The following is a 21,674-nucleotide window of genomic DNA, read 5'->3' on the forward strand; positions in this document are numbered from 1 at the left end:
TGAACTAGTACCGTGAGGGAAAGGCGAAAAGAACCCCGGGAGGGGAGTGAAATAGATCCTGAAACCGCATGCTTACAAAAAGTCGGAGCCCGCAAGGGTGACGGCGTACCTTTTGTATAATGGGTCAGCGACTTACATTCAGTGGCAAGGTTAACCGAATAGGGTAGCCGCAGGGAAACCGAGTCCGAACAGGGCGATCAGTCGCTGGGTGTAGACCCGAAACCAAGTGATCTATCCATGGCCAGGATGAAGGTGCCGTAACAGGTACTGGAGGTCCGAACCGACTAGTGTTGCAAAACTAGCGGATGAGCTGTGGATAGGGGTGAAAGGCTAAACAAACTTGGAAATAGCTGGTTCTCTCCGAAAACTATTTAGGTAGTGCCTCGCGTATTACCTTCGGGGGTAGAGCACTGTTTAGGCTAGGGGGTCATGGCGACTTACCAAACCTATGCAAACTCCGAATACCGAAGAGTACAGCGCGGGAGACAGAGCACCGGGTGCTAACGTCCGGACTCAAGAGGGAAACAACCCAGACCGCCAGCTAAGGTCCCTAAAATTGGCTAAGTGGGAAACGAAGTGGGAAGGCTAAAACAGTCAGGATGTTGGCTTAGAAGCAGCCATCATTTAAAGAAAGCGTAATAGCTCACTGATCGAGTCGTCCTGCGCGGAAGATGTAACGGGGCTAAGCCAGTTACCGAAGCTGCGGATGCACAGCAATGTGCGTGGTAGGAGAGCGTTCTGTAAGCCTGTGAAGGTGCGTTGTAAAGCGTGCTGGAGGTATCAGAAGTGCGAATGCTGACATGAGTAGCGTTAAAGCGGGTGAAAAGCCCGCTCGCCGTAAGCGCAAGGTTTTCTACGCAACGTTCATCGGCGTAGAGTGAGTCGGCCCCTAAGGCGAGGCAGAGATGCGTAGCTGATGGGAAACAGGTCAATATTCCTGTACCGATGTGCAGTGCGATGTGGGGACGGAGAAGGTTAACTCAGCAGACTGTTGGATGTGTCTGTTCAAGCCTGTAGTCGTGCCTGGTAGGTAAATCCGCCGGGCTTAGATGAGAGGTGATAACGAGGCGGCTTGCCGCCGAAGTGAGTGATACCCTGCTTCCAGGAAAAGCCACTAAGCTCCAGCTGCACACGACCGTACCGCAAACCGACACTGGTGCGCGAGATGAGTATTCTAAGGCGCTTGAGAGAACTCAGGAGAAGGAACTCGGCAAATTGACACCGTAACTTCGGAAGAAGGTGTGCCTTTAGTAGGTGAAGTCCCTCGCGGATGGAGCCCAATGAGGTTGCAAAAAATCGGTGGCTGCGACTGTTTAATAAAAACACAGCACTCTGCAAACACGAAAGTGGACGTATAGGGTGTGACGCCTGCCCGGTGCTGGAAGATTAAATGATGGGGTGCAAGCTCTTGATTGAAGTCCCAGTAAACGGCGGCCGTAACTATAACGGTCCTAAGGTAGCGAAATTCCTTGTCGGGTAAGTTCCGACCTGCACGAATGGCGTAACGATGGCCACACTGTCTCCTCCTGAGACTCAGCGAAGTTGAAATGTTTGTGATGATGCAATCTCCCCGCGGAAAGACGGAAAGACCCCATGAACCTTTACTGTAGCTTTGTATTGGACTTTGAACGGATCTGTGTAGGATAGGTGGGAGGCTTTGAAGTGCGGTCGCTAGATCGCATGGAGCCAACGTTGAAATACCACCCTGGTGCGTTTGAGGTTCTAACCTAGGCCCGTTAACCGGGTCGGGGACAGTGCATGGTAGGCAGTTTGACTGGGGCGGTCTCCTCCCAAAGCGTAACGGAGGAGTTCGAAGGTACGCTAGTTACGGTCGGACATCGTGACGATAGTGCAATGGCATAAGCGTGCTTAACTGCGAGACCGACAAGTCGAGCAGATGCGAAAGCAGGACATAGTGATCCGGTGGTTCTGTATGGAAGGGCCATCGCTCAACGGATAAAAGGTACTCTGGGGATAACAGGCTGATACCGCCCAAGAGTTCATATCGACGGCGGTGTTTGGCACCTCGATGTCGGCTCATCTCATCCTGGGGCTGTAGCCGGTCCCAAGGGTATGGCTGTTCGCCATTTAAAGAGGTACGTGAGCTGGGTTTAAAACGTCGTGAGACAGTTTGGTCCCTATCTTCCGTGGGCGCTGCAGATTTGAAGAAGCCTGCTCCTAGTACGAGAGGACCGGAGTGGACGCACCTCTGGTGTATCGGTTGTCACGCCAGTGGCATTGCCGAGTAGCTAAGTGCGGAAGAGATAACCGCTGAAAGCATCTAAGCGGGAAACTCGTTCTAAGATGAGATCTGCCGGGGCCTCGAGCCCCCTAAAGAGTCGTTCAAGACCAGGACGTTGATAGGCTGGGTGTGGAAGCGCAGTAATGCGTTAAGCTAACCAGTACTAATTGCTCGTGCGGCTTGACCCTATAACTTTGACCGAATCGGTCAGGTTGTTATGCCAAGTGACGCAATCTAAATAAGCTGATTTGCTCTATGAATTGGTCGTCCTGACCCAGTCAGGCCGGCAAAAAGTTATGCCTGATGACCATAGCGAGGTGGTCCCACTCCTTCCCATCCCGAACAGGACAGTGAAACGCCTCTGCGCCGATGATAGTGCGGATTCCCGTGTGAAAGTAGGACATCGTCAGGCTATTACAGCGGCGAAGGCCCGGCAGAAATGCCGGGCCTTTTGCTTTTTGTGCGCGAAATTGGGAAAGAAACCCGCGGGCCGGCGGCCCGGGCTGAACGAATCAGGATTGAGTGGCGGAAGCGAAGACGCTTTCGCAATTGGTGCGGCCGGCATCCTTGGCCGGCAGCTTGCTGCAAGTGCGGGTCAACTGCTTCCTGAGCCCGACGACCACTTTCTCGCGCGCTGGATCATTGCCCTGCCATTTGGCGAGCTCCGTCGCCATGCGCTGCAAAGAGCGCTGATTGCGCTCGAAGAACGTTTCCCCGCGGGGCTCGAGGTCGGCTATGACAGCGCCGGCCGCCGCGGCGACACGGGTTGAATCGTCAGGCGTGAGCTGAATCACCGAGCGCACATACGATGTTCCCCATTGCAGCCGGGTGGCCGGTCCTTCGGACTTGCGCCAGGCTTGCTCGGACCACTGCAGTGCACCGGCCTTGTCGCCGCGTGCTTTCGCATTCGCTGCCAGGCCCAGCATGTGATAGTAGGGTGCGACAGCACGGGGCAGTTCGGTCTTCAGCAGCGCGTCCGACTCCTGGACCAGCCCAGCCGAAGTGAGCACATGCGCTGCAGAAGGCACCACGGCCTGCCGTTCATAGCGGTCGGTGGTTTGCGCCACCACCCGTTGCACGTCGGTATAGACGGATTGGGCACGCTGCGGCGCCAGCTTTTCGGTCCGATCGGCAAACTTCCAGAGCGCAACGCGCGAATCGAGCGCGTCGATTTGCTCGGCCCGGGACAACGGCCTCGCGGCCATCGCCTTCTCCATTGCGCCGTCCCATATCGATGCCAATGCTGCGCGGGCCTCAAGCGCCCGCGCCAGATACTTGACGATCGGCTCGGCATACAAAATCAGCAGGTCGGATTGGGCGCGGGCCGCTTCAGAACTGGCCAGCAGCGAGTCCACCATGGCGCGATCGGCATCGACCTTGGCCTGATCCGGCTTGTTTTCGGCGCGCGCACGGGCGGCAATGGCCTTGAGGTTGAGGCGGTCCTTCACCGTCGACAGATCCGGCGGCACCGCCGCCGCCAGCTCGGACAGGCGCGAGCCAAGCTCCGCGGTCTTCACGACCTGCTGTTCGTCCGTGTCCCAGGAGTAAAAGGCAAGAAGGCGCCACTGCTCCGGCGTCAGCGTCTTGTGCGCGATGGCACGCTGGACCAATTCCCTGACCGGCACTTGCGAATCCAGCCCGGACGAGAGCGTCAGCAGATAGCGCTCAGGATCGACCTCGCCCGGCAGCCGGGTGACCTCCGAGCCGTCGGCGCGGAACAGCACCATGGTCGGATAGCCGGTGACCTTGAAGCGCGCAGCCACTTTCTGCGCCCCCGGCTTGTCGCCGTCAACGTACACCGGGATGAAGGCGCGAGAGCGCTCGACGAAGTCTGGCCGGGAGAACAGCGTCGCCTTCACCTGGTTGCAGGGTGGGCACCACACGGCCCCCCAATAGAGAAACACCGGCTTGCCGGTCTGGCGAGCAAGCGCAAAGGCCCGATCGACCTCGGCATCCGTGGAAGCGACCTGCCAGGCAATGGCCGATTTGGAATCTGGCGCTGCAGCGACCGCAACATCGAGGGCGCCGGCGGTGGCAAAGAGAACAGCCGCGGCGGCCGCGGCCAGCCGCAAGCGCGCAGGTACTTTCTTGGACATCGGAAAACTTCGTTCAAACATTGAAAATCGTCCCGCCGGAGCGGCCGATCGCCTGCGACCGCTCGAGTTCGGCCAGCAGCGATTCGAGCCACTCCCGCCGATCGCCGGGAGCGAAGTGGCGTGTGTGGACCAGACTGAAGTATGGCGTGCGCTCGGCCCAATCGGCGAAATCGGGCTCCGAAATCGACTGCCATTCCAGCAGTTTGAACTTGATGAGTACCTTCATGGCGTGCGCCGCATGCCGTTTCGGGTCCTGCACGTAGCTCGACAGGCGGCTGCGGGCGCGCGACAGTGCCGCCGCGACCCTGGCCTTCCCTTCGAAAACCGGGCCGTGGCCCGGAATCACGATGCGCGGCGCCAGCTTCTCGATCACATCCAGGGTCGCGGCCACTTCGTCAAAGGCTGCGTCACCCTCCAACTCAGGAAAGACGACGCCGAAACCGCCTTCCCACAGGGCATCGGCCGAGATCAGGGTGCGCGACACGGGCTCGAAAAGAATCACGGAGTGGGGATCGTGGCCCGGCGCCGCATGCACCTGCCACGCTGAGCCACCCAGTCGGTGCTCGGAGCCCGGCTGCAACAGCGCGTCGAAGCGGAAGCGGTCGCAGCGCTGGCCGGTGGCCTCGAAGGTCAGCACGTCTTCATCCCAGTGCGCCACGGCATCGGCATGTCCGGGCGGAATGAGCGTCTTCAGGCCCGGATACGCCGCTTGCAGTGCCGCGTTGCCGCCGCAATGATCGCTGTGCAAATGGGTGCTGAGCAGTTCGTCCAGTGTCCGGCCACCGAGAGCGCGCTGCACCAGGGCCACTGTCTGGCCGGCGTGACTGCCGTAGCCGGAGTCCACCAGCGCCGAGCCTTCGTCGCCGACAAACAGGATGTTGTTCGACGAGAGCCAGCCGCGCTCGAAAACCGTGACGCCCGTCGGCAAGCCCAGTGCTTCACTCATCGCGTGGCGCGCAACTCCCGCCGCAGGATCTTGCCGACGTTGGTCTTGGGCAGGTCGTCGCGAAATTCGATGTACTTGGGCATCTTGTACCCGGTCAGGTTCTGTCGGCAGTAGTTGGCCACGTCTTCCTCGGTCAGGATCGGATCGTTCTTGACCACGAACACCTTGATCGCCTCGCCCTGCTTTTCGTCCGGAACGCCGATGGCGGCGCACTCGACCACCCCGGGGCACATCGAAATGACGTTCTCGAGTTCGTTGGGAAACACATTGAAACCGCTCACCAGGATCATGTCCTTCTTGCGGTCCACGATCTTGGTGTAGCCCAGCTCGTCCATGAAGCCGACGTCACCCGTGCGAAGGAAACCGTCGGCGGTGAATGCCCTCTCGTTTTCCGCCGGCTGCTGGTAGTAGCCCTTCATCACGTTGGGCCCCCTGATGCAGATCTCCCCGGACTGCCCCTGCGGCAGCGAGGCCCCGGCGTCGTCCTTGATGGCGATCTCGATCCCCGGCAGAGGCAGGCCGATGGTGCCGGTGAATTCCCGGTTGGTGACCACGTTGTTGGTCCCGATCGCACAAGTCTCGCTCATCCCCCAACCCTCCACCATCGGGCAGCCGGTCAGCTGCTGCCACTGGCGGGCGGTGCCTTCCGAGGCGGCCATGCCGCCGGCCTGCGACATGCAAAGCTGCGAGAAGTCTATGGTCTTGAATTGCGGGTGCTGCATCAGCGCGTTGAACAGGGTGTTCACTGCCGGCAGCAGGTGGAACGGCCGCTTCTTCAGCACTTCGACGAACTTGCCGACGTCGCGCGGGTTCGGGATCAGTGTGAGGTGCGCGCCCCAACGGATCGCCAGGAGGCATAGCGTCAGCGCGAAGATGTGATACAGGGGCAGCGCAGCAATGGTGTTGAGCTTGCTGGCCTCGCCCACGCGCTTGAGGGCCGGATTGAACCAGGCTTCCGCCTGGAGAACCGCGGCCACGATGTTGCCGTGCGTGAGCACCGCGCCCTTGGACAGGCCGGTGGTGCCGCCGGTGTACTGCAGGAATGCAATCGACTCCAGGTTTTGCGGCGTCGGCTTGAGCGACATGCGCGAGCCTTCGGCGACCGCACGACTGAAAGGCGTCACGGTCCGGCCGTCCGCCATGGGCAGCTTGAAGGCCGGCACCATCTTCGCCAGGTGGCGCACCGCGAAAGTGACCCAGCGTCCGTAGACCACACCGAGCAGGTCGCCCATGGAGGCCAGCACCACGTGCTTCACCTGGGACTGGCCGATCACTTCCTCCAGCGTCGTGGCGAAGTTCTCCAGGATGATGATCGCCTCGGCGCCCGAGTCCTTGAGCTGGTGCTGCAGCTCACGCGCGGTGTAGAGCGGATTGACGTTGACGCAGGTGTAACCGGCGCGCAGCACCGCCGCCATCGCCACGGCGAACTGCGGGACGTTCGGCAGCATGATCGCCACACGCGCGCCTGGCTCCAGCCCCCGGGACTGGAGCCAGGCGCCCAGCGCAGCCGACAGGCTGTCGAGCTCGCCGTACGACATCCAGCTTTCAAGGCAGACGGAAAAGGGGCGCGAGGCGTTCTTGCGGAACGATTCCTCCAGCAACTGGGTCAGCGAGCGATACGCCCCCACATCGATGTCGTGCGGAACACCTTCGGGGTAACTCTTCAGCCAATACTTGTCCATTCGACACTCTCCTTCCGCGGATTGTCGAAGCAGCCGGACAGCCGCGTTAGGGTGCTTCACCTAGGATACGCGCGAGCCCGGTCTCGCAGGCGACAAGCGGGGCGTCGAACATCGATCCAATCAGCGCCTGTTCGCGGTCGGCGATCAGGTGCAGGAAGCCCGCGGCAACGCCGTTGCGCGACATGGCCGCAAAGGTGTCGAACCCGGTCTCGAGAAAGCGTTGCAGGGCGCCAAGGCCGGCCGCCGCCGCGGGGCCGCGCATCATCCGCAGCATGGTGCGCAAGCCGGGCTTTCGCGTGAGTCGCACCATCTCATCGCCGATGGCCAACACCGCCTGCAGCTGGGCCTGGCGCTCATCGCGCCGCCCCACTGCGCGCCACGCCTGCACATAGGCGGGCACTTCGCCCAGTCCGGGCGGCAAGCCAAGCCACGCCGAAGCCACCGCATGGTCCAGTTCCTCGGTCAAGGCATGCAGTTGTGCCAGAGAGACTGCCGTCTCGGCCACCTGGGCCGGAAACAGCTTTTCGATGGCACCCGCAATGCGTGCGAACTGCGCATCCCGCTCGCTGAAATCCTTGTCGCTGTAGAGCTCTACCAGGAAGAAGCGCACCGCCGCGGCGTACGGGCCGGACGCCAGGGCGTCGGCATACGTGCCGGCAAAGCGCCTGGCCTGGAGCGCCTTGGTACGTTCGACGGCCGCATGCAATGCCGATTGCGTGCGCTGCTCGGTGCGCAGGAGCGAAACCCGCCCGACGGCGGCGCGGATTCTGGTGGCGGCGTTCATCCGGCACCCGAGTCTATCGGGATGGCCGGCGAGCCAGCCAGGACCGGATGTGATACTTGGCCGATGCGTCCGCATTCGACCCTCGCGCGGCTCCAGCGATTCACCACGATCGGGCTGCTGTTGGCGGCCTTTGCATGGCTGGCCTGGTGGTGGGGCGCCGCGCCACTGCTGGGACTGTTCGGGTTTGTGGCGATCCTGACGGGGTACGCGGGCTTCCTCGGCGCCGAATTCATCCTGCTGCGCAGCGTCGGCCGCGACAAGGCCGCGCCCGTGCCGACTTGCGTGGAACTGGCCCGGGCCTGGGGTGGTGAGGTGCTGGACGCGCCGCGCGTCTTTTGCTGGCGCCAGCCGTTCCGCTGGAACACCGAGCCCGATTGGCTGGACGCCACGGGCCGGCGCGGCGTGGTCCTCGTCCACGGGTTCGTCTGCAATCGCGGCTTCTGGACCCCTTGGCTGGCGCGGCTGCGGCGCGCCGGCCATCCCTTTATCGCCGTCAACCTGGAGCCGGTCTTCGGCTCGATCGACCGGTATGCGCCGATCATCGAGGACGCGGTGCAGCGCGTCACCGGTGCCACCGGACTTGCGCCGCTCATCGTGTGCCACAGCATGGGCGGCCTGGCCGCGCGTGCCTGGATGCGCTCGCACGGCGGCGACGGCCGGGTGCACCACTTGGTCACCATCGGCAGCCCGCACCGCGGGACCTGGCTCGGGCGCTTCAGCCAATTCGCCAATGGCCGGCAGATGCAGCTGGGCAGCCGGTGGCTGCAGGACATGCCGCCACAACCCTCGGGGACCCCGGCAACCTGCTGGTATTCCAACTGCGACAACATCGTGTTCCCGGTGTCGAGCGCGACCCTGCCCGGTGCTGACAACCGGCTGGTGCGCGGCGTCGCCCACGTCCACCTGGCCTTTCAGCCGCAGGTCCTGGCGCACACGCTTGCCCTGCTCGAGCAAGGTGAATTTCGCACAACAAATCGCGAGCGCAATTCATAGAGTCTGCGGCTGGCACGCCCTAGGCTTCCCTCCAATGAAACGAGGTTGGGAAATGCCATGGAAATCATTGCATCCGCATCAGCGATCCAGCAAGGCCGCAGCGCGGCTGACAGTGCCGCCGCTTGTGACTGGGGCTGGGCTGCACTCATGGATGAAGTGGCCCACGGGATCGTGGTGATCGATTTCCACGGGCGGGTCGTTCAGGCCAATCGGGCCGCCAGGCACCAGCTGGAGCTGTCCGCGGTGGTGGGCTGCCGGCAGGGCCAGCTCGAATTTGCCCTGCCGGAAAGCGAAGCCGAAATGCGGCGCGCGATCGCCAAGGCCATGCAAGGCAAGCGCAGCCTGATCGAACTGCGGGCACCGGACGGCCTGCGGCTGTCCATGGCGGTGCTGCCGCTTCGAAGCCCACGCTTTGGCGAGCCGACCCATGCGGCGCTGTTCTTTGCCCGGACCTCGATCTCGGACAACGTCACGCTGTGCCTGTTCGCACGCAACCACCGGCTGACGCCGGCCGAAGAGGAGGTTCTGGGCATCCTCTGCCAAGGCCTGTCGGCGCCGCAGGCTGCGCGCGATCTCAAGGTGGCCGTCTCGACGGTGCGCAGCCACATCCGCAGCATATGCGCCAAGACGCGCTGCAACAGCGTGCGTGAACTGGTCACGCGCATCGCCAGCCTGCCGGCCGTGGGCCCGGCCCTGCCCCGGTTGCCCGTTCATTGAGCTGCGCCCGCCCGGCTGCCGCTTCGCAGCTCATGCTAGAGTGCCCTCGGTCTAGAGAGAACAATCATGAACATGCCGAGCCCGACGGCGGCCCATGAGAGGTTGGTCGCTGCCTTGAACCCCAGCTTGCGCGCCCTGGCGCTGCGGGGGACGTTCCGCAACTACCGCAAGAACAGCGTGATCATCAACGAAGGCGAGGTCGGCGAATCGCTCTTCGTGCTGCTGCAAGGCCGGGTCAAGGTCTATTCCACCGATGCCGACGGCCGCGAGATCACGTACAACGTGGTCGAGCAGGGCGACTACTTCGCCGAGATGTGGCTCGATGGCGGCCCGCGCTCGGCTTCGGTCATGACTCTCGAGCCCAGCGTCTGCGCGGTGGTCGGCCGGACTGCCCTGCGCGACCACCTGGCCGCCGAGCCGGAGTTCGCGCTCGAACTGGTGTCACAGGTCATCCGCCGCGCGCGCGCGGCCACCGAGACCGCGCGCAACATGGCCTTGCTCGATGTGTATGGGCGGGTTGTCATCACGTTGGAAGGGCAGAAGGGCCCGGCCGCGCCGGGCGCGCCGGTCACTCTGACCCAGATCACGCACCAGAACATCGCCAACCGGGTCGGCGCCTCGCGCGAGATGGTCAGCCGCCTGCTCAAGGATCTGGAAAAGGGCGGCTACATCGAGCTGGGCGTCAAGCGGCTCACCCTGCTCAAGAAACTTCCCGCGAGATGGTGACGGCGTGAGGACCCCCTATGGCTGCGTGTGCTTCGCGGTGCCCAAGAAGCTGCTGAAGCAGCTCGCCGACGACTCCGACGACCCGCATCACCGCCGAATCCTGCACGAGCAGATCCAGCACAGTTCAAAGCTGCGCGGCACGCGTGCGTCCCATGCCAGGTCGCCGGCGGCAGGAACGCCGGGCGAGCAGCTGCTGCACCGGCAGGTGTTCGATGCCCAGGGGCGCACCTACCTGCCCGGCCGCCTGCTGCGCGATGAAGACGACCCACCGACCAGCGACAAACATGCCGACCAGGCCTACGAGAACGTCGGCATTGCGCTGCGCTTCTTCAAGGAGGTGCTGGGCCGCGACTCGATCGACGGGCGCGGCATGCGCGTGGATGCGTCGGTGCACTACGGTTTGCGGTTCGCCAATGCGATGTGGACCGGCGAACAGATGATCGTGGGGGATGGCGACGGCCGACACATCGAGGGGCTGGCGCACTCCCTGGGCATCATTGCGCACGAACTCTCCCACGGCGTGAGCCAGCACCTGGTCAAGGGCGGGCTGGGCGTCGTGCTGGTGGCCGGCCAGCCGCCTGCGCTCAAGGGCGAAGCCGGCGCGCTCAATGAATCCTTCTCCGACTGCTTTGCCAGCATGATCAAGCAATGGCAGGCCGGCCAGGACGTGCACGCGGCCGACTGGCTGCTTGGCGAAGACATCCTGGCGCCCGGCGCGGGCAAGGCGATCCGCTCCCTCAAGGACCCCGGCAACCGCCGCCAGACCTGGCGCGAGGACGACCAGATCCAGGACTACCGGCTCTATCGCAGCACCGACGAGCCGCACAAGGCGGCCGGCATCGCGAACCACGCGTTCTATACGGCCGCCATGGCCTTGGGTGGAAACTCCTGGGAGCCGCTGGCGGCCGTGTGGCTGCGGGCTTTCGACCGCCTGCGGCCGCGCGCCACCTTCCTGAACGCCGCGCATGCCACTGTCGCTGTTGCAGCTGCGCTACACGGCAAGGACTCGGCGCCCCAGCGTGCAGTGAAGGCGGGCTGGCAGAAGGTGCACGTTTTGACCTGAAGCGGAGGCGGTACTGATAAGGTTTGCGTAACATTCCGGCCATGGAATGCCAGGCCTGTCACAAGGCGAATCCCGACTCCAACCGCTTCTGCGAGCATTGCGGCGCGTCGTTCGCGCAGAAGTGCCCGGCATGCGGGTTCGACTGCGGACCGGCCGCGAGATTCTGCGGCGGCTGCGGCAAGCCCTTGCTACGCGCCTATGGCGAGTCGCAGGAAGCCGCGACAGCGCCGCCGGTCGCGGCAGCGCCGCCGGCGGGCTGGGGCGAGCTGAAGCAAGCCACTGTGCTGTTCGCGGACATCGTCAGTTCCACCGAGCAGATCGCGCAGCTCGATCCGGAGCAGGCGATGGACCGGCTGAAGCCGGCGGTCACGCTGATGTGCGAAGCCGTGGAGCGCTTCGGCGGCACCATCATGCGCACGCTGGGCGATGGCGTGATGGCCTTGTTCGGTGTGCCCAAGTCACTCGAAGGCCACGCTACGCTGGCGTGCGAGGCGGCACTGCACATGCAGCAGGCGTTCACCAGCAATCCGCAGGGTCTGAGCATCCGCGTCGGACTGCACTCGGGCCTGGTCGCCTCCGACCCCTATGCGCCGGATACCGGCAAGGGCGGGGGCGCGCACGGCCTGACCATCCACCTGGCCAGTCGTGTGGTCGGCGTGGCGCCGCCGGGTGGCGTCACGATCACGCAGGATTGCTACTCGCTGGTGCGCGCCTCGGTGGATGTGGAATCGATCGGGACGCCGCCACTCAAGGGCATCAGCCATCCGGTCGAAATCTTCCGTCTCGGCGCGCTTAAGCCCGCGTTCGCCAGCGCGAGTTTCCGCCAGGGCAAGCTCACCCCGTTCCGCGGCCGAGACAAGGAAATGGCGCTGCTGCAACAGGCGCAGCGGCTGACCGAGATGGGCGAGGCGCAGGTGGTCGGCGTGGCCGGCGGCCCCGGCGCCGGCAAGAGCCGGCTGTGCTACGAATTCGCGCAATGGTGCCGCTCGCGCGGCAAGCCGGTGTTCGAGGTGCGCGCGCAGGTGTACGGCAGCGCCATGCCGCTGCAGCCGGTGCTGGAGCTGACGCGTGTCTATTTCTTCGGCATCGCGCCGACGGACACGCCGGCGCAGGCGCGCGCGAAGATCGTCCAGCGCACCGCGCAGCTGCCGGACCGGGCCGACTTCGACGATGCCCTGCTGTTCGAGTTCCTCGGCGTGACCGAGGAGGGCGCCGCGCCCATCGGCCTGCCGCCGAAGACGAGGCGCGCGCGCCTGCTGGCGATCATGACGGCCCTTGTCAAGCTGTCGGCGCCGTCGGTCGCCGTGATCCTGGTCGAGGACATGCACTGGCTGGACGAAGCCAGCGAGGAATTCGTCGCCGCGCTGATCGAGGCCATCACCTCGACCCGCACGCTGGTCGTCCTGAACTACCGCACGTCCTATCGCTCTCCCTGGGCCGCGCGCGACAACTTCCGCGAGATCGAAGTCACCGAGCTGAGCGCGGCCGATACCGATGCGATCGTGCGTGAGCTGATCAGCTACCGCCGCGAGTTCCAGGACATCGCGCAGCTGGTCGCCAAGCGCAGCGGCGGCAATCCCTTCTTCGCCGAGGAACTGGTGCGCGCGATCGCGGAACGCGGCGTCCTGAGCGGCGATCCCGGCCATTTCGGCAACGGCATCGATTCCGTCGAGCGAGCCCTGCCCGCCACGGTCCAGGCCGTGATCGGCGCCCGCATCGACCGGCTGGGGGAGGTGGAAAAAGCCGTCCTGCAGATGTGCTCGATCATCGGCAAGGACGTGCCGCTCGCCATCCTGGAAGACGTCGCCGGCCAGGCGCGACCGGCGCTCGACCACGCCATCGAGGGGCTGTGCATGGCCGAACTGATCCAGCCGCAGCCGGCGGTCGGCGGCCGCCGGTACGTCTTCCGCCATCCGCTGATCCAGGAAGTCGCCTACGGCACGCAGATGCGAGCCAAGCGCGCCACCATCCACGCCGCCGTGGCGCAGTCGATGGAGCGCTACTACGCGGAACAGATCGAGGAGTTCGCGGCTCTCATTTCCCATCACTTCGAGGCGGCGGGGCAGGCCCAGCCTGCCGCTCGCTATGCGGCGCGCGCGGCGCGCTGGCTCGGCGCGACCGATCCGGCACGGGCGATCGCGCACTGGCACAAGGTTCGCAGTCTGGCGTCGCAGGCGGACGGGGGCGAGTCCGAACAGCTGCGGGCGAAGGCGTGCAGCCAGATCTGCCTGCTCGGCTGGCGGGAGGGTTTGAGCCTGGAGCAGGTCCAGCCCTTCATCGACGAGGCCATGGATCTCGCCGCCCGGCTGGACGATCGGCTGACGCAATTGCTCCTGACGATCGAAGGGCGCATGCTGCAGGCCAGCGGCGGGCCCTCGGACTGGTACGTGCAGCGGGTGAACGAAGCGCTGCGGCTGGCGGATCCGCAGGACCACGGCCGGCTGGCGACCTTGAACGCCGCGCTCGCCCAGGCCTATGGCTGGGCCGGTTTGCTGGACCGCGCCCTGGCCGCGAGCGAGGCGGCGCTTTCGGGGGTCCACCTGATCGACCACGCCGACCATGAGTTCATCGGATTCAGCGTGGCGCAGTGGGTGTGGGGCATGCGCGGCCGTGCGCTGCTGCGATCCGGGCGCGCGCAGGAGGCGCAGGAGTGCTGGGACCGCATGCTGTCCGTGAAGAGCGGCGTCGCCGACCCGACCGTCCACATGATCCGGCACCTCGCGAACGTGGAGTTCGCCTTCTGCGAGGACGATGCGCAGCGCGCGCAGCAACATGCAGACGCCCTCGCGCGCCTCGCCCAGCAGCACGCAGTGGCCTATCTGAAGCCGGTGGTGCTCTATTGCCGCGGCGTGGCCTTGACCATGACCGGCGACTGGGAAGGTGCCGTGGAGGCTTTCGAGCAGGCCCTGCAGCTCGTGCGCCAGGACAACGTGGCCGCAGAGAATGAAACCGAAATCCTCGTGAGCCTGGCCGAGACGCACCGCCGCGCCGGCCGGCCCGACCTGGCGCACGTGACGGCCCGCGAGGCACTGGGCATCGCCGAACAGAGGACCATGCGCTTGGCGCAGTGCCGCGCCCTGATCACGCTGGGCTCGGCGCTGCTGGATGCCGGCCACGAGGCCCACGTCGCGGCGCGCCTGCTCGAAGATGCCCAGGCGCTGCTGAAGGAAACCGGGGCCCGGGCCTACGGCAGGCACCTCGAGGCGGCGCTGGCGCGGCTGGACCGGAACGCTCGCCCCGACGCCGTCAGTTCACCAGCAAAGTGAACTCCGACAGGCCCGGCACCGGCGCCACCCGCACCGCGCGTCCCGGCAACTGCTCGCAGAACCGGACCCATGGTTCCGGTTCGGTGCAATAAAGCTCGGGCACGCTCCGCGTCGCGACGGTCGGCAGCATGAAGTTGGCCCCGAAGCCCCCGGCGCTGTGCCGGTGCATGTCCGTGAGGACCTCCCGGACATGCTGTTCCCAATCGGCGGCGGGATGCGACAGCTTCACGTTGAAGATCCCGCTGGCGATGCTGTAGTCCGCCACGCGCGGGCAGCTGGCGCCCACGGCGAACCGTGTGCGCGGGCGCTTCGCCCAGCGCGTGCGCGCGGTACGGACCATGGCCGGCGCCACGTCGATGCCCAGGTAGTCGATCGGCGCCGCGGGGAGCAGGTGATCGATGACCTCGAGGGCCGCCCCCCAGCCGCAGCCGAGGTCATTGAGGCGGGCGCCGGCACCCAGGTCGCCCGCTTCGAGCAACGTCAGCAGCCGCGCATGAACCGAGGACAGGGTCGGCCAATCGATGCCCAAGGCCGTCGCGCCGAACGCCAGGACCTTCCTGTCGTAGTGGCGCGCGATGTCGGCGAGCCGACCCTGCGCGGCGGTCACTTCGCCTTGGCTTTTGCCTTCGGCTTGGCCTTCGCTGCCGGCTTGCCATCGTCCGCGCCGAGCGGCAGCGAGACGACCATGTAGTCCTGCTTCATGTAGAAGAGCGGCCGGGCGGCGCCGGTGATCAGCACGCGGTTGCCGCCGTCGGCGCCATTCATGTCGTGCAGTTCGAAATACACCGGCAGCGGCTTCTTGGCGGCAAGGTTCTGGACTAGTGACTTCACGATCGCCTGGTCGCCATTCAGGCCGCTGAGGTTCGACTTGGCGCGGCGCAGGCTGCGCAGGTAGCCATGGAAGCGTTCCTTGACTTCCTGGTGGTTCTGGCCGGCCAGGTTCAGCGCTGCGATGCTGGACTCGAACGAGCGGCCCTCCTTGAAGATGCCGAACTCGCTCTGCAGCTTGATCATCTCCGCCAGTCCATGCTGCTTGCTCTTGCCCAGATTGGGCGCGAAGCGCAGGTTGAGTTGTTCTTGCAGATGTCCGACGAAGACATCGTGCTCTTTCATGAAAGCGCCCATGACCCCTCCTCCTAAAGGTGACGTTACAGATGTAACGCTCACGTCGAGTGTAGCGGAGCCCTGTCGAGTTTGAAAAGCAGTGTGGCGCCTCCCGTGCTCCGGCGATTGCGGAAGCGCGTCGTCAGCGCTTGGCCGGATCCAGCACCCCGCGCCGCATCTGGTCCAGCTCCATGGTTTCGAACAGCGCCTTGAAGTTGCCCTCGCCGAAGCCTTCGTTGCCCTTGCGCTGGATGAACTCGAAGAAGATCGGGCCCAACTGGTTCTCGCTGAAGATCTGCAGCAGCAGGTCGCCCGGCCGCCCGTCCACCAGGATGTGGCGCTGCCGGAGTCCTTCGATGTCCTCCTCCATCCCGGGAATGCGCCTGGGCAGCAGTTCGTAGTAGGTCTCGCTGGTGGTGAGCAGCTTCACGCCGGCCATCTGCAGCGAATCCACCGCGTGATGCAGGTCGATGGCGCCCAGCGCGATGTGCTGGATGCCTTCGCCGCGGTACAACTCCAGGTACTCCTGGATCTGGCCGGCCTTGTCCTTGCCTTCCTCGTTGATCGGGATGCGGATCTTGCCGCAGGGGCTGGTCATGGCCTTGCTCTTCACGCCCGTCGCCTGGCCCTCGATGTCGAAATAGCGGACCTCCCGGAAGTTGAAAAAGCGCTCGTAGAACTCGGCCCACTCCTGCATGCGGCCGCGATGCACGTTGTGCGTCAGGTGGTCGATGTACGTCAGGCCGTAGCCCGCGGGATTCAGCGCTTCATGCGAATCGATGCCGGGCAGGGGCTCGAAATCGACGTCGTAGAAGCCAATGTTGCCGATGTCGCCTTCCTTGGCGCCGTTCTTGCCGCGCCAGCGGTCCACCAGGTAGATCAGGCTGTCGCCGATGCCCTTGATCGCCGGGATATTCAGCTCGCCGGGGCCGGCCTGCCCGGCGTAACCCCAGGCGCCCAGCGAGATCGCGCGTTCATAGGCGGACTTGGCGTCGCGTACGCGAAAGGCAATGGCGCAGATGCTGGGACCGTGCTGGCGCGCAAAGCGCTGCGCGAAGGAGTCCGGCTCGGCGTTGATGATGAAGTTGATGCCGCCTTGGCGATACAGGATCACGTTCTTGTGGCGGTGGCGCGCGATGGGCCGAAAACCCATGCGCTGGAACAGCTGTCCCATGGCTTCCGGATCGGGGGCCGCGTACTCGATGAATTCGAAGCCGTCGGTGCCCATGGGGTTGTCCCAGGCGGCGGCTTGGGCGGCTTCGGGAAGGGATGGGGTCATGCTGGTCTCCGGCATTTTCTTTGGCCAAGCACTTTAGGCCCGGCGGCGGGCAGTTTTCCCGCGAATCAGGCGCTAAATCGATGAGTCGCGCAATAATCCTGCGCCATGAACTCCGAGGAAACACTAGACAGGCTCGACAAGGCAATTCTGCGCCGACTGCAGGAGAATGGACGCGAAACCTACGACCTGATCGGCGCGGCAGTGGGCCTGTCGGCCAGCGCCGTCCTGCGCCGGGTCAAGCGGCTGGAAGAAGCCGGCGTCATCGAGCGCTACGTGGCCCTGGTCAGGCCCGAAGCCGTGGGCCTGGGCCTGACCGCCTACCTGAACGTGCGCCTGGAAAAGCACACCGAAAGCCACAAGCGCAATCCGATGGACCTGTTCCGCGCCAGCGTCCAGACCTGGCCCGAGGTGGTCGAATGCGTGGCCCTGACCGGGGACATGGACTACCTGCTGCGCGTGGTGGTGGAAGACATGGCGCACTACAGCCGGTTCATCATGGACACCCTGCTCAAGCACCCCTCGGTGCAGGACTGCAAGACCAGCTTCGTGCTCGACCGGGTCAAAGCCACCACAGCCATGCCCTTGCTTACGTAGAAGCACGGATGAGCTGTAACAGTTGATCTTTAGGGGTGCAGCCCCTAGTAGAAACCCGTATATTGATCGGCATGACTGATCTACAGGCCCACAAGCCCTCGCTGGTGGTGGTGCCGATCCGATCGCTCGGACCCGGCCATCGCACGCGGATTGCCTCGCACCTGAAGGCGCTGGACGATGAAGACCGCTACCTGCGGTTCGGCTTTGCCGCAAATGACGAGCAGATCGACCGCTATGTCCACGGGCTGGACTTCGAGCGCGACGACATCTTCGGTGTCTACAACCGCAAGCTCGAGCTGATCGCGGTGGCGCACCTGGCGTTCTCGCAGGATGCCTCCATGCTCAATTGCGCCGAGTTCGGCGTATCCGTGCTGAAGAAGGCGCGCGGCCGCGGGCTGGGCGCGCGGCTGTGGGATCGGGCCGTGATGCACGCCCGCAACGAGGGCGTGGACCTGATCTTTATCCATGCGCTCAGCGAGAACACGGCCATGCTGAAGATCGCCCGCAACGCCGGCGCCAGGCTGGAGCGCGAGGGCTCGGAAACCGACGCCTACCTGCGGCTGCCGCCGGCCAACCTCGACAGCCGAATCGCCGAGCTGGTGGAGGAGCAGATGGCGCAAACCGACTACCGCCTCAAGCTTCAGGCCCGGAATTTCCGGGAGTTCCTGGCCGGCGTGATGGAGGTCCGTGAAGGCGTGCGCGCGGCCCGGCACAAGTCGGCGAGCTGAAGCGAAAAGTTCGCGCCGGCCGACAGGCGGGCGCCCCCCTTTGGGCTATCCTAGCGGTCCCTGAACGACCGCACGTCCTGCACACCCGTCTGTGTCCGACCCGCACCCTGCGCGCGCTTCCGCGGACAAGGAAGACAAGCGCACTTTCCTCCAGAAGATCGCCGAGTTCATCCACCCGGGACCGGATTCCAAGGCCGAGCTGATCGAAACGCTCGCCGACGCCGAGGACAACGACATCATTGGCGCCGAGTCGCGCGTCATGCTCGAAGGGGTGATCCGCATGGCGGACCTCAGCGCCGGCGACGTGATGGTGGCCGCGCCGCGCATGGACCTGATCGACATCGATTCGCCGCTGGACGAGATCCTGGGCGTGGTGATCGACACCGCGCACTCGCGCTTCCCGGTCTACGAGGACAACCGCGAAAACATCATCGGCATCCTGCTGGCCAAGGACTTGCTCAAGCTGCGGCGGGCCCCGGAGCTGAACATCCGTGCGCTGCTGCGGCCGGCCGTCTTCATTCCCGAGAGCAAGGGCCTGAATGACCTGCTGCGCGAGTTCCGGGGCAACCGCAACCACCTGGCGATCGTGATCGACGAGTTCGGCCGGGTGGCCGGGCTGGTGACCATCGAGGACGTGCTCGAGCAGATCGTCGGCGAGATCGAGGACGAGTTCGACATCGAGCAGGACGAGGGCGACATCTTCGGCCTGGCGGACCGCACCTACCGCGTGAGCGGCAACACCTCGGTCGAGCGGGTGGCGGAGGCCTTCGGCGTGCGGATCGAGCCCGGCGACGACGGCAACGATTTCGACACCATCGGCGGCCTCATTGCTCATGAAATGGGGTACGTCCCCAAGCGCGGCGAGCACCATGTGCTGGCCGGCCTGAACTTCGCCGTGCTCCACACCAAGGGCGGGGCCGTGCGCTGGTTCAAGGTGTGGCCGGTGGCCGGCGAAGAGCGTGCGGCCTAGGGCACGCGGCTTGGGCCCGTTGCCGTTGATCCTCGCGCCGCTGGCCGGCATCGCCCAGGCGATGTCCATGGCGTCCCCCTGGAACGGGCAGCCGCAGTGGTGGCTGCAGCTCGCTTCGCTGGCGGTCCTGTTCGGCCTGCTCGAGCGCGCCGCGTCGTGGAAAACGGCGGCCGCCGCCGGCTGGGCCTTTGCCATCGCCTGGCTGGCCGGCACCTTCTGGTGGCTCTTCATCTCGATGCACGTGTACGGCGGCCTGAACCCGGTGCTGGCGGCGGTCGCGGTGCTGGCGCTGGCGGCATTCCTCGGCCTGTACTACGCGGCGGCTTGCGGCCTGGCCGCGCTGATGCACGGGCGCAGTGCGGTCGTGCGTGCCCTCGGCTTGGCCGGAGCCTGGCTGGTGGCGGAGCTGCTGCGCGGCACCTGGTTCACCGGCTTCCCCTGGGGCGCGGGCGGCTACGCGCACGTGGACGGGCCGCTGGCCGTTTTCGCGCCGCAGCTGGGGGTCTACGGCATCGGCTTCGTCGCTAGCCTGATCGCCTTCGTGCTGTGCGCCCTGCTGCAGCCGGCCGTGCGCCGCTCGTGGAAGGCCTGGCTGGCGGCGGCCGGCGCCGCCGCGCTGCTTGCCGCCTGCAACATGGCGGTGTCGCACGATGAGGGTCCGGCGCGGCCGCCCCTGTCCGTGGCGCTCCTGCAGGGCAACATCCCGCAGGACGAGAAGTTCGAGCCCGGGACCGGCGTGGCGCTGGCGCTGGATTGGTACCGGCGCCAGCTGGATGCCAGCCAGTCCTCGCTGACGGTGACGCCGGAGACCGCGGTGCCGATGTTGCCCCAGCAGTTGCCCATGGGCTACTACGACGCCATGGCGGCCAAGTTCGCGCGCACCAGCCAGGCGGCGCTGATCGGCATCCCGCTCGGCAGCTTTCAGGAGGGCTATACCAACTCGGTGATCGGGCTGGCGCCCGGCACGGCCGCGGCCGCGCCCTACCGCTACGACAAGCACCACCTGGTGCCCTTCGGCGAGTTCATCCCGCCGCTGTTCAAGTGGTTCGTGCGCCTGATGAACATCCCGTTGGGCGATTTCAACCGCGGCGCGCTGCCGCAGCCGCCCTTCGCCTGGGCGGGCGAGCGGCTGGCGCCCAACATCTGCTACGAAGACCTGTTCGGCGAGGAACTGGGGGCGGGCTTTCGCGACGCCGCGCGCGCGCCCACCATCCTGGTGAACGTGAGCAACATCGGCTGGTTCGGCGATACCGTGGCGATCGACCAGCACCTGCAGATCAGCCGCATGCGCGCGCTGGAGCTCGAACGGCCGATGATCCGCGCCACCAACACCGGCGCCACCGTCATCGTCGATCACCGCGGCCGCGTCACGCACCAGCTTGCGCGCCATACGCGCGGCGTGCTGGTGGGCGAGGTGCAGGGCCGCACCGGCATCACCCCGTTTGCCTGGTGGGTGTCGCGCTTCGGGCTGTGGCCCTTGTGGATCACTGGCGTCGCGCTGACCGGGGTAGCGCTGGCAGCGGGGGGGCGCCGGCCGCGCGCCCGACCGTAAAATCAGCGGTTTCCCCTCGTGCGCCGATGTTGACCTTCCAGCAAATCATCTTGAAGCTGCAGTCCTACTGGGACGCCCAGGGCTGCGCGCTGCTGCAGCCCTACGACATGGAAGTGGGCGCGGGCACCTCGCATACCGCCACCTTCCTGCGCGCGCTGGGCCCCGAGCCCTGGAAAGCCGCCTACGTGCAGCCCAGCCGCCGGCCCAAGGACGGCCGCTACGGCGAGAACCCGAACCGCCTGCAGCACTACTACCAGTACCAGGTGGTGCTCAAGCCGGCGCCGGACAACATCCTGGAGCTGTATCTCGGCTCGCTGCAGGCGCTGGGCTTCGACCTGAAGAAGAACGACATCCGCTTCGTTGAGGACGATTGGGAGAACCCCACCCTGGGCGCCTGGGGCCTGGGCTGGGAAGTGTGGCTCAACGGCATGGAAGTCACGCAGTTCACCTATTTTCAGCAGGTGGGCGGCATCGACTGCAAGCCCATCACCGGCGAGATCACCTACGGCCTGGAGCGGCTGGCCATGTACCTGCAGGGCGTCGACAACGTCTACAACCTGAAGTGGACCGAGGGGCTGAGCTACGGCGACGTCTACCACCAGAACGAGGTGGAGCAGTCGACCTACAACTTCGAACACAGCGACGTCGACTTCCTGTTCACGGCCTTCGGCGCGTACGAAAAACAAGCGAAAAACCTGATGGAGCAGCAGCTCGCGCTGCCCGCCTACGAGCAGGTGCTCAAGGCGGCGCACACCTTCAACCTGCTGGATGCGCGCGGCGCGATCAGCGTCACCGAGCGCGCTGCCTATATCGGCCGCATCCGCAACCTCGCGCGCGCCGTGGCGCAAAGCTACTACGACAGCCGCGAGCGCCTGGGCTTTCCGATGGCCCCGCGCGAATGGGTCGCGCAACTGCAGAAGAAGGCGGCCTGA

The 21,674-nt window shown here is 65.2% G+C and carries 17 protein-coding genes and 2 rRNA genes (1 of these 19 running past the window's edge); 12 read left to right on the top strand and 7 right to left on the bottom strand.

What is annotated here, in order from left to right; genetic code table 11:
* A 23S ribosomal RNA gene (locus UC35_RS12110) occupies positions 1–2,430 on the top strand (it extends 444 nt beyond the left edge of the window).
* 111 nt (positions 2,431–2,541) lie between these two features.
* Positions 2,542–2,654: ribosomal RNA gene (rrf, locus tag UC35_RS12115) — 5S ribosomal RNA — on the top strand.
* 100 nt (positions 2,655–2,754) lie between these two features.
* Here rrf and UC35_RS12120 read toward each other — a convergent pair.
* From UC35_RS12120 to UC35_RS12135, 4 genes are read right to left on the bottom strand one after another with little or no spacing between them, the layout of a single operon-like run.
* Positions 2,755–4,338: a thioredoxin family protein gene (locus UC35_RS12120; RefSeq protein ID WP_061499859.1), complete on the bottom strand. Its 1,584-nt coding sequence runs from the start codon at positions 4,336–4,338 to the stop codon at positions 2,755–2,757.
* Between the two features lie 13 nt (positions 4,339–4,351).
* Positions 4,352–5,284 (bottom strand): MBL fold metallo-hydrolase, encoded by a 933-nt coding sequence (locus UC35_RS12125; protein ID WP_061499862.1) that lies wholly within the window; start codon positions 5,282–5,284, stop codon positions 4,352–4,354.
* Positions 5,281–6,966 (bottom strand): AMP-binding protein, encoded by a 1,686-nt coding sequence (locus UC35_RS12130; RefSeq protein ID WP_061499866.1) that lies wholly within the window; start codon positions 6,964–6,966, stop codon positions 5,281–5,283. The genes UC35_RS12125 and UC35_RS12130 overlap by 4 nt, the downstream gene beginning before the upstream one ends.
* Before the next feature lie 46 nt (positions 6,967–7,012).
* Positions 7,013–7,750 (bottom strand): FFLEELY motif protein, encoded by a 738-nt coding sequence (locus UC35_RS12135; RefSeq protein ID WP_061499869.1) that lies wholly within the window; start codon positions 7,748–7,750, stop codon positions 7,013–7,015.
* 63 nt (positions 7,751–7,813) lie between these two features.
* Between UC35_RS12135 and UC35_RS12140 the strand changes: the two genes are divergently transcribed.
* The 5 genes from UC35_RS12140 to UC35_RS12160 all read left to right on the top strand — a co-directional run bounded on the left by UC35_RS12140 (position 7,814) and on the right by UC35_RS12160 (position 14,515).
* The gene (locus UC35_RS12140) at positions 7,814–8,743 is read left to right on the top strand and encodes an esterase/lipase family protein (protein ID WP_061499872.1); all 930 of its coding nucleotides are present in this window, start codon (positions 7,814–7,816) and stop codon (positions 8,741–8,743) included.
* 147 nt (positions 8,744–8,890) lie between these two features.
* Positions 8,891–9,460, top strand: coding sequence for a helix-turn-helix transcriptional regulator (locus UC35_RS12145; protein ID WP_061499874.1), 570 nt, complete (start codon positions 8,891–8,893; stop codon positions 9,458–9,460).
* A gap of 66 nt (positions 9,461–9,526) precedes the next feature.
* Positions 9,527–10,186, top strand: a complete 660-nt coding sequence (locus UC35_RS12150; RefSeq protein ID WP_061499877.1) for a Crp/Fnr family transcriptional regulator — start codon at positions 9,527–9,529, stop codon at positions 10,184–10,186.
* A gap of 4 nt (positions 10,187–10,190) precedes the next feature.
* Positions 10,191–11,249: a M4 family metallopeptidase gene (locus UC35_RS12155; protein WP_061499880.1), complete on the top strand. Its 1,059-nt coding sequence runs from the start codon at positions 10,191–10,193 to the stop codon at positions 11,247–11,249.
* Positions 11,250–11,290: 41 nt separating this feature from the next.
* Entirely contained in the window at positions 11,291–14,515 is a 3,225-nt protein-coding gene (locus UC35_RS12160; RefSeq protein ID WP_061499884.1) for an adenylate/guanylate cyclase domain-containing protein, read from the top strand.
* Here the strand turns inward: UC35_RS12160 and UC35_RS23935 are convergent.
* The 3 genes from UC35_RS23935 to hppD form a co-directional block, all read right to left on the bottom strand.
* Positions 14,496–15,122, bottom strand: coding sequence for a methyltransferase domain-containing protein (locus UC35_RS23935; RefSeq protein ID WP_061499887.1), 627 nt, complete (start codon positions 15,120–15,122; stop codon positions 14,496–14,498). The two genes, UC35_RS12160 and UC35_RS23935, sit on opposite strands and share 20 nt — an antisense overlap.
* Positions 15,119–15,640: a hypothetical protein gene (locus tag UC35_RS23940; RefSeq protein ID WP_061499891.1), complete on the bottom strand. Its 522-nt coding sequence runs from the start codon at positions 15,638–15,640 to the stop codon at positions 15,119–15,121. Before UC35_RS23940 ends, UC35_RS23935 begins: the two co-directional genes overlap by 4 nt.
* 121 nt (positions 15,641–15,761) lie before the next feature.
* Positions 15,762–16,898 carry a 4-hydroxyphenylpyruvate dioxygenase gene (gene hppD, locus UC35_RS12175; RefSeq protein ID WP_061499894.1) on the bottom strand — a complete coding sequence of 379 codons (1,137 nt, stop codon included), beginning with the start codon at positions 16,896–16,898 and terminating at the stop codon, positions 15,762–15,764.
* A 105-nt stretch (positions 16,899–17,003) separates the two neighbouring features.
* On the opposite strand from hppD, the gene UC35_RS12180 reads away from it, so the two are divergent.
* The 5 genes from UC35_RS12180 to glyQ all read left to right on the top strand — a co-directional run bounded on the left by UC35_RS12180 (position 17,004) and on the right by glyQ (position 21,674).
* Positions 17,004–17,492: an Lrp/AsnC family transcriptional regulator gene (locus tag UC35_RS12180; RefSeq protein ID WP_061499897.1), complete on the top strand. Its 489-nt coding sequence runs from the start codon at positions 17,004–17,006 to the stop codon at positions 17,490–17,492.
* Between the two features lie 71 nt (positions 17,493–17,563).
* Positions 17,564–18,220, top strand: coding sequence for a GNAT family N-acetyltransferase (locus tag UC35_RS12185; RefSeq protein WP_061499899.1), 657 nt, complete (start codon positions 17,564–17,566; stop codon positions 18,218–18,220).
* A gap of 91 nt (positions 18,221–18,311) precedes the next feature.
* Positions 18,312–19,190, top strand: coding sequence for an HlyC/CorC family transporter (locus UC35_RS12190; protein ID WP_061499903.1), 879 nt, complete (start codon positions 18,312–18,314; stop codon positions 19,188–19,190).
* 61 nt (positions 19,191–19,251) lie between these two features.
* Positions 19,252–20,742, top strand: coding sequence for an apolipoprotein N-acyltransferase (gene lnt / locus UC35_RS12195; RefSeq protein ID WP_082793567.1), 1,491 nt, complete (start codon positions 19,252–19,254; stop codon positions 20,740–20,742).
* A gap of 26 nt (positions 20,743–20,768) precedes the next feature.
* The gene (gene glyQ, locus UC35_RS12200; RefSeq protein ID WP_061499909.1) at positions 20,769–21,674 is read left to right on the top strand and encodes a glycine--tRNA ligase subunit alpha; all 906 of its coding nucleotides are present in this window, start codon (positions 20,769–20,771) and stop codon (positions 21,672–21,674) included.

Origin of the sequence: Ramlibacter tataouinensis (assembly GCF_001580455.1) — a bacterium.
GTDB lineage: Bacteria > Pseudomonadota > Gammaproteobacteria > Burkholderiales > Burkholderiaceae_C > Ramlibacter > Ramlibacter tataouinensis_B.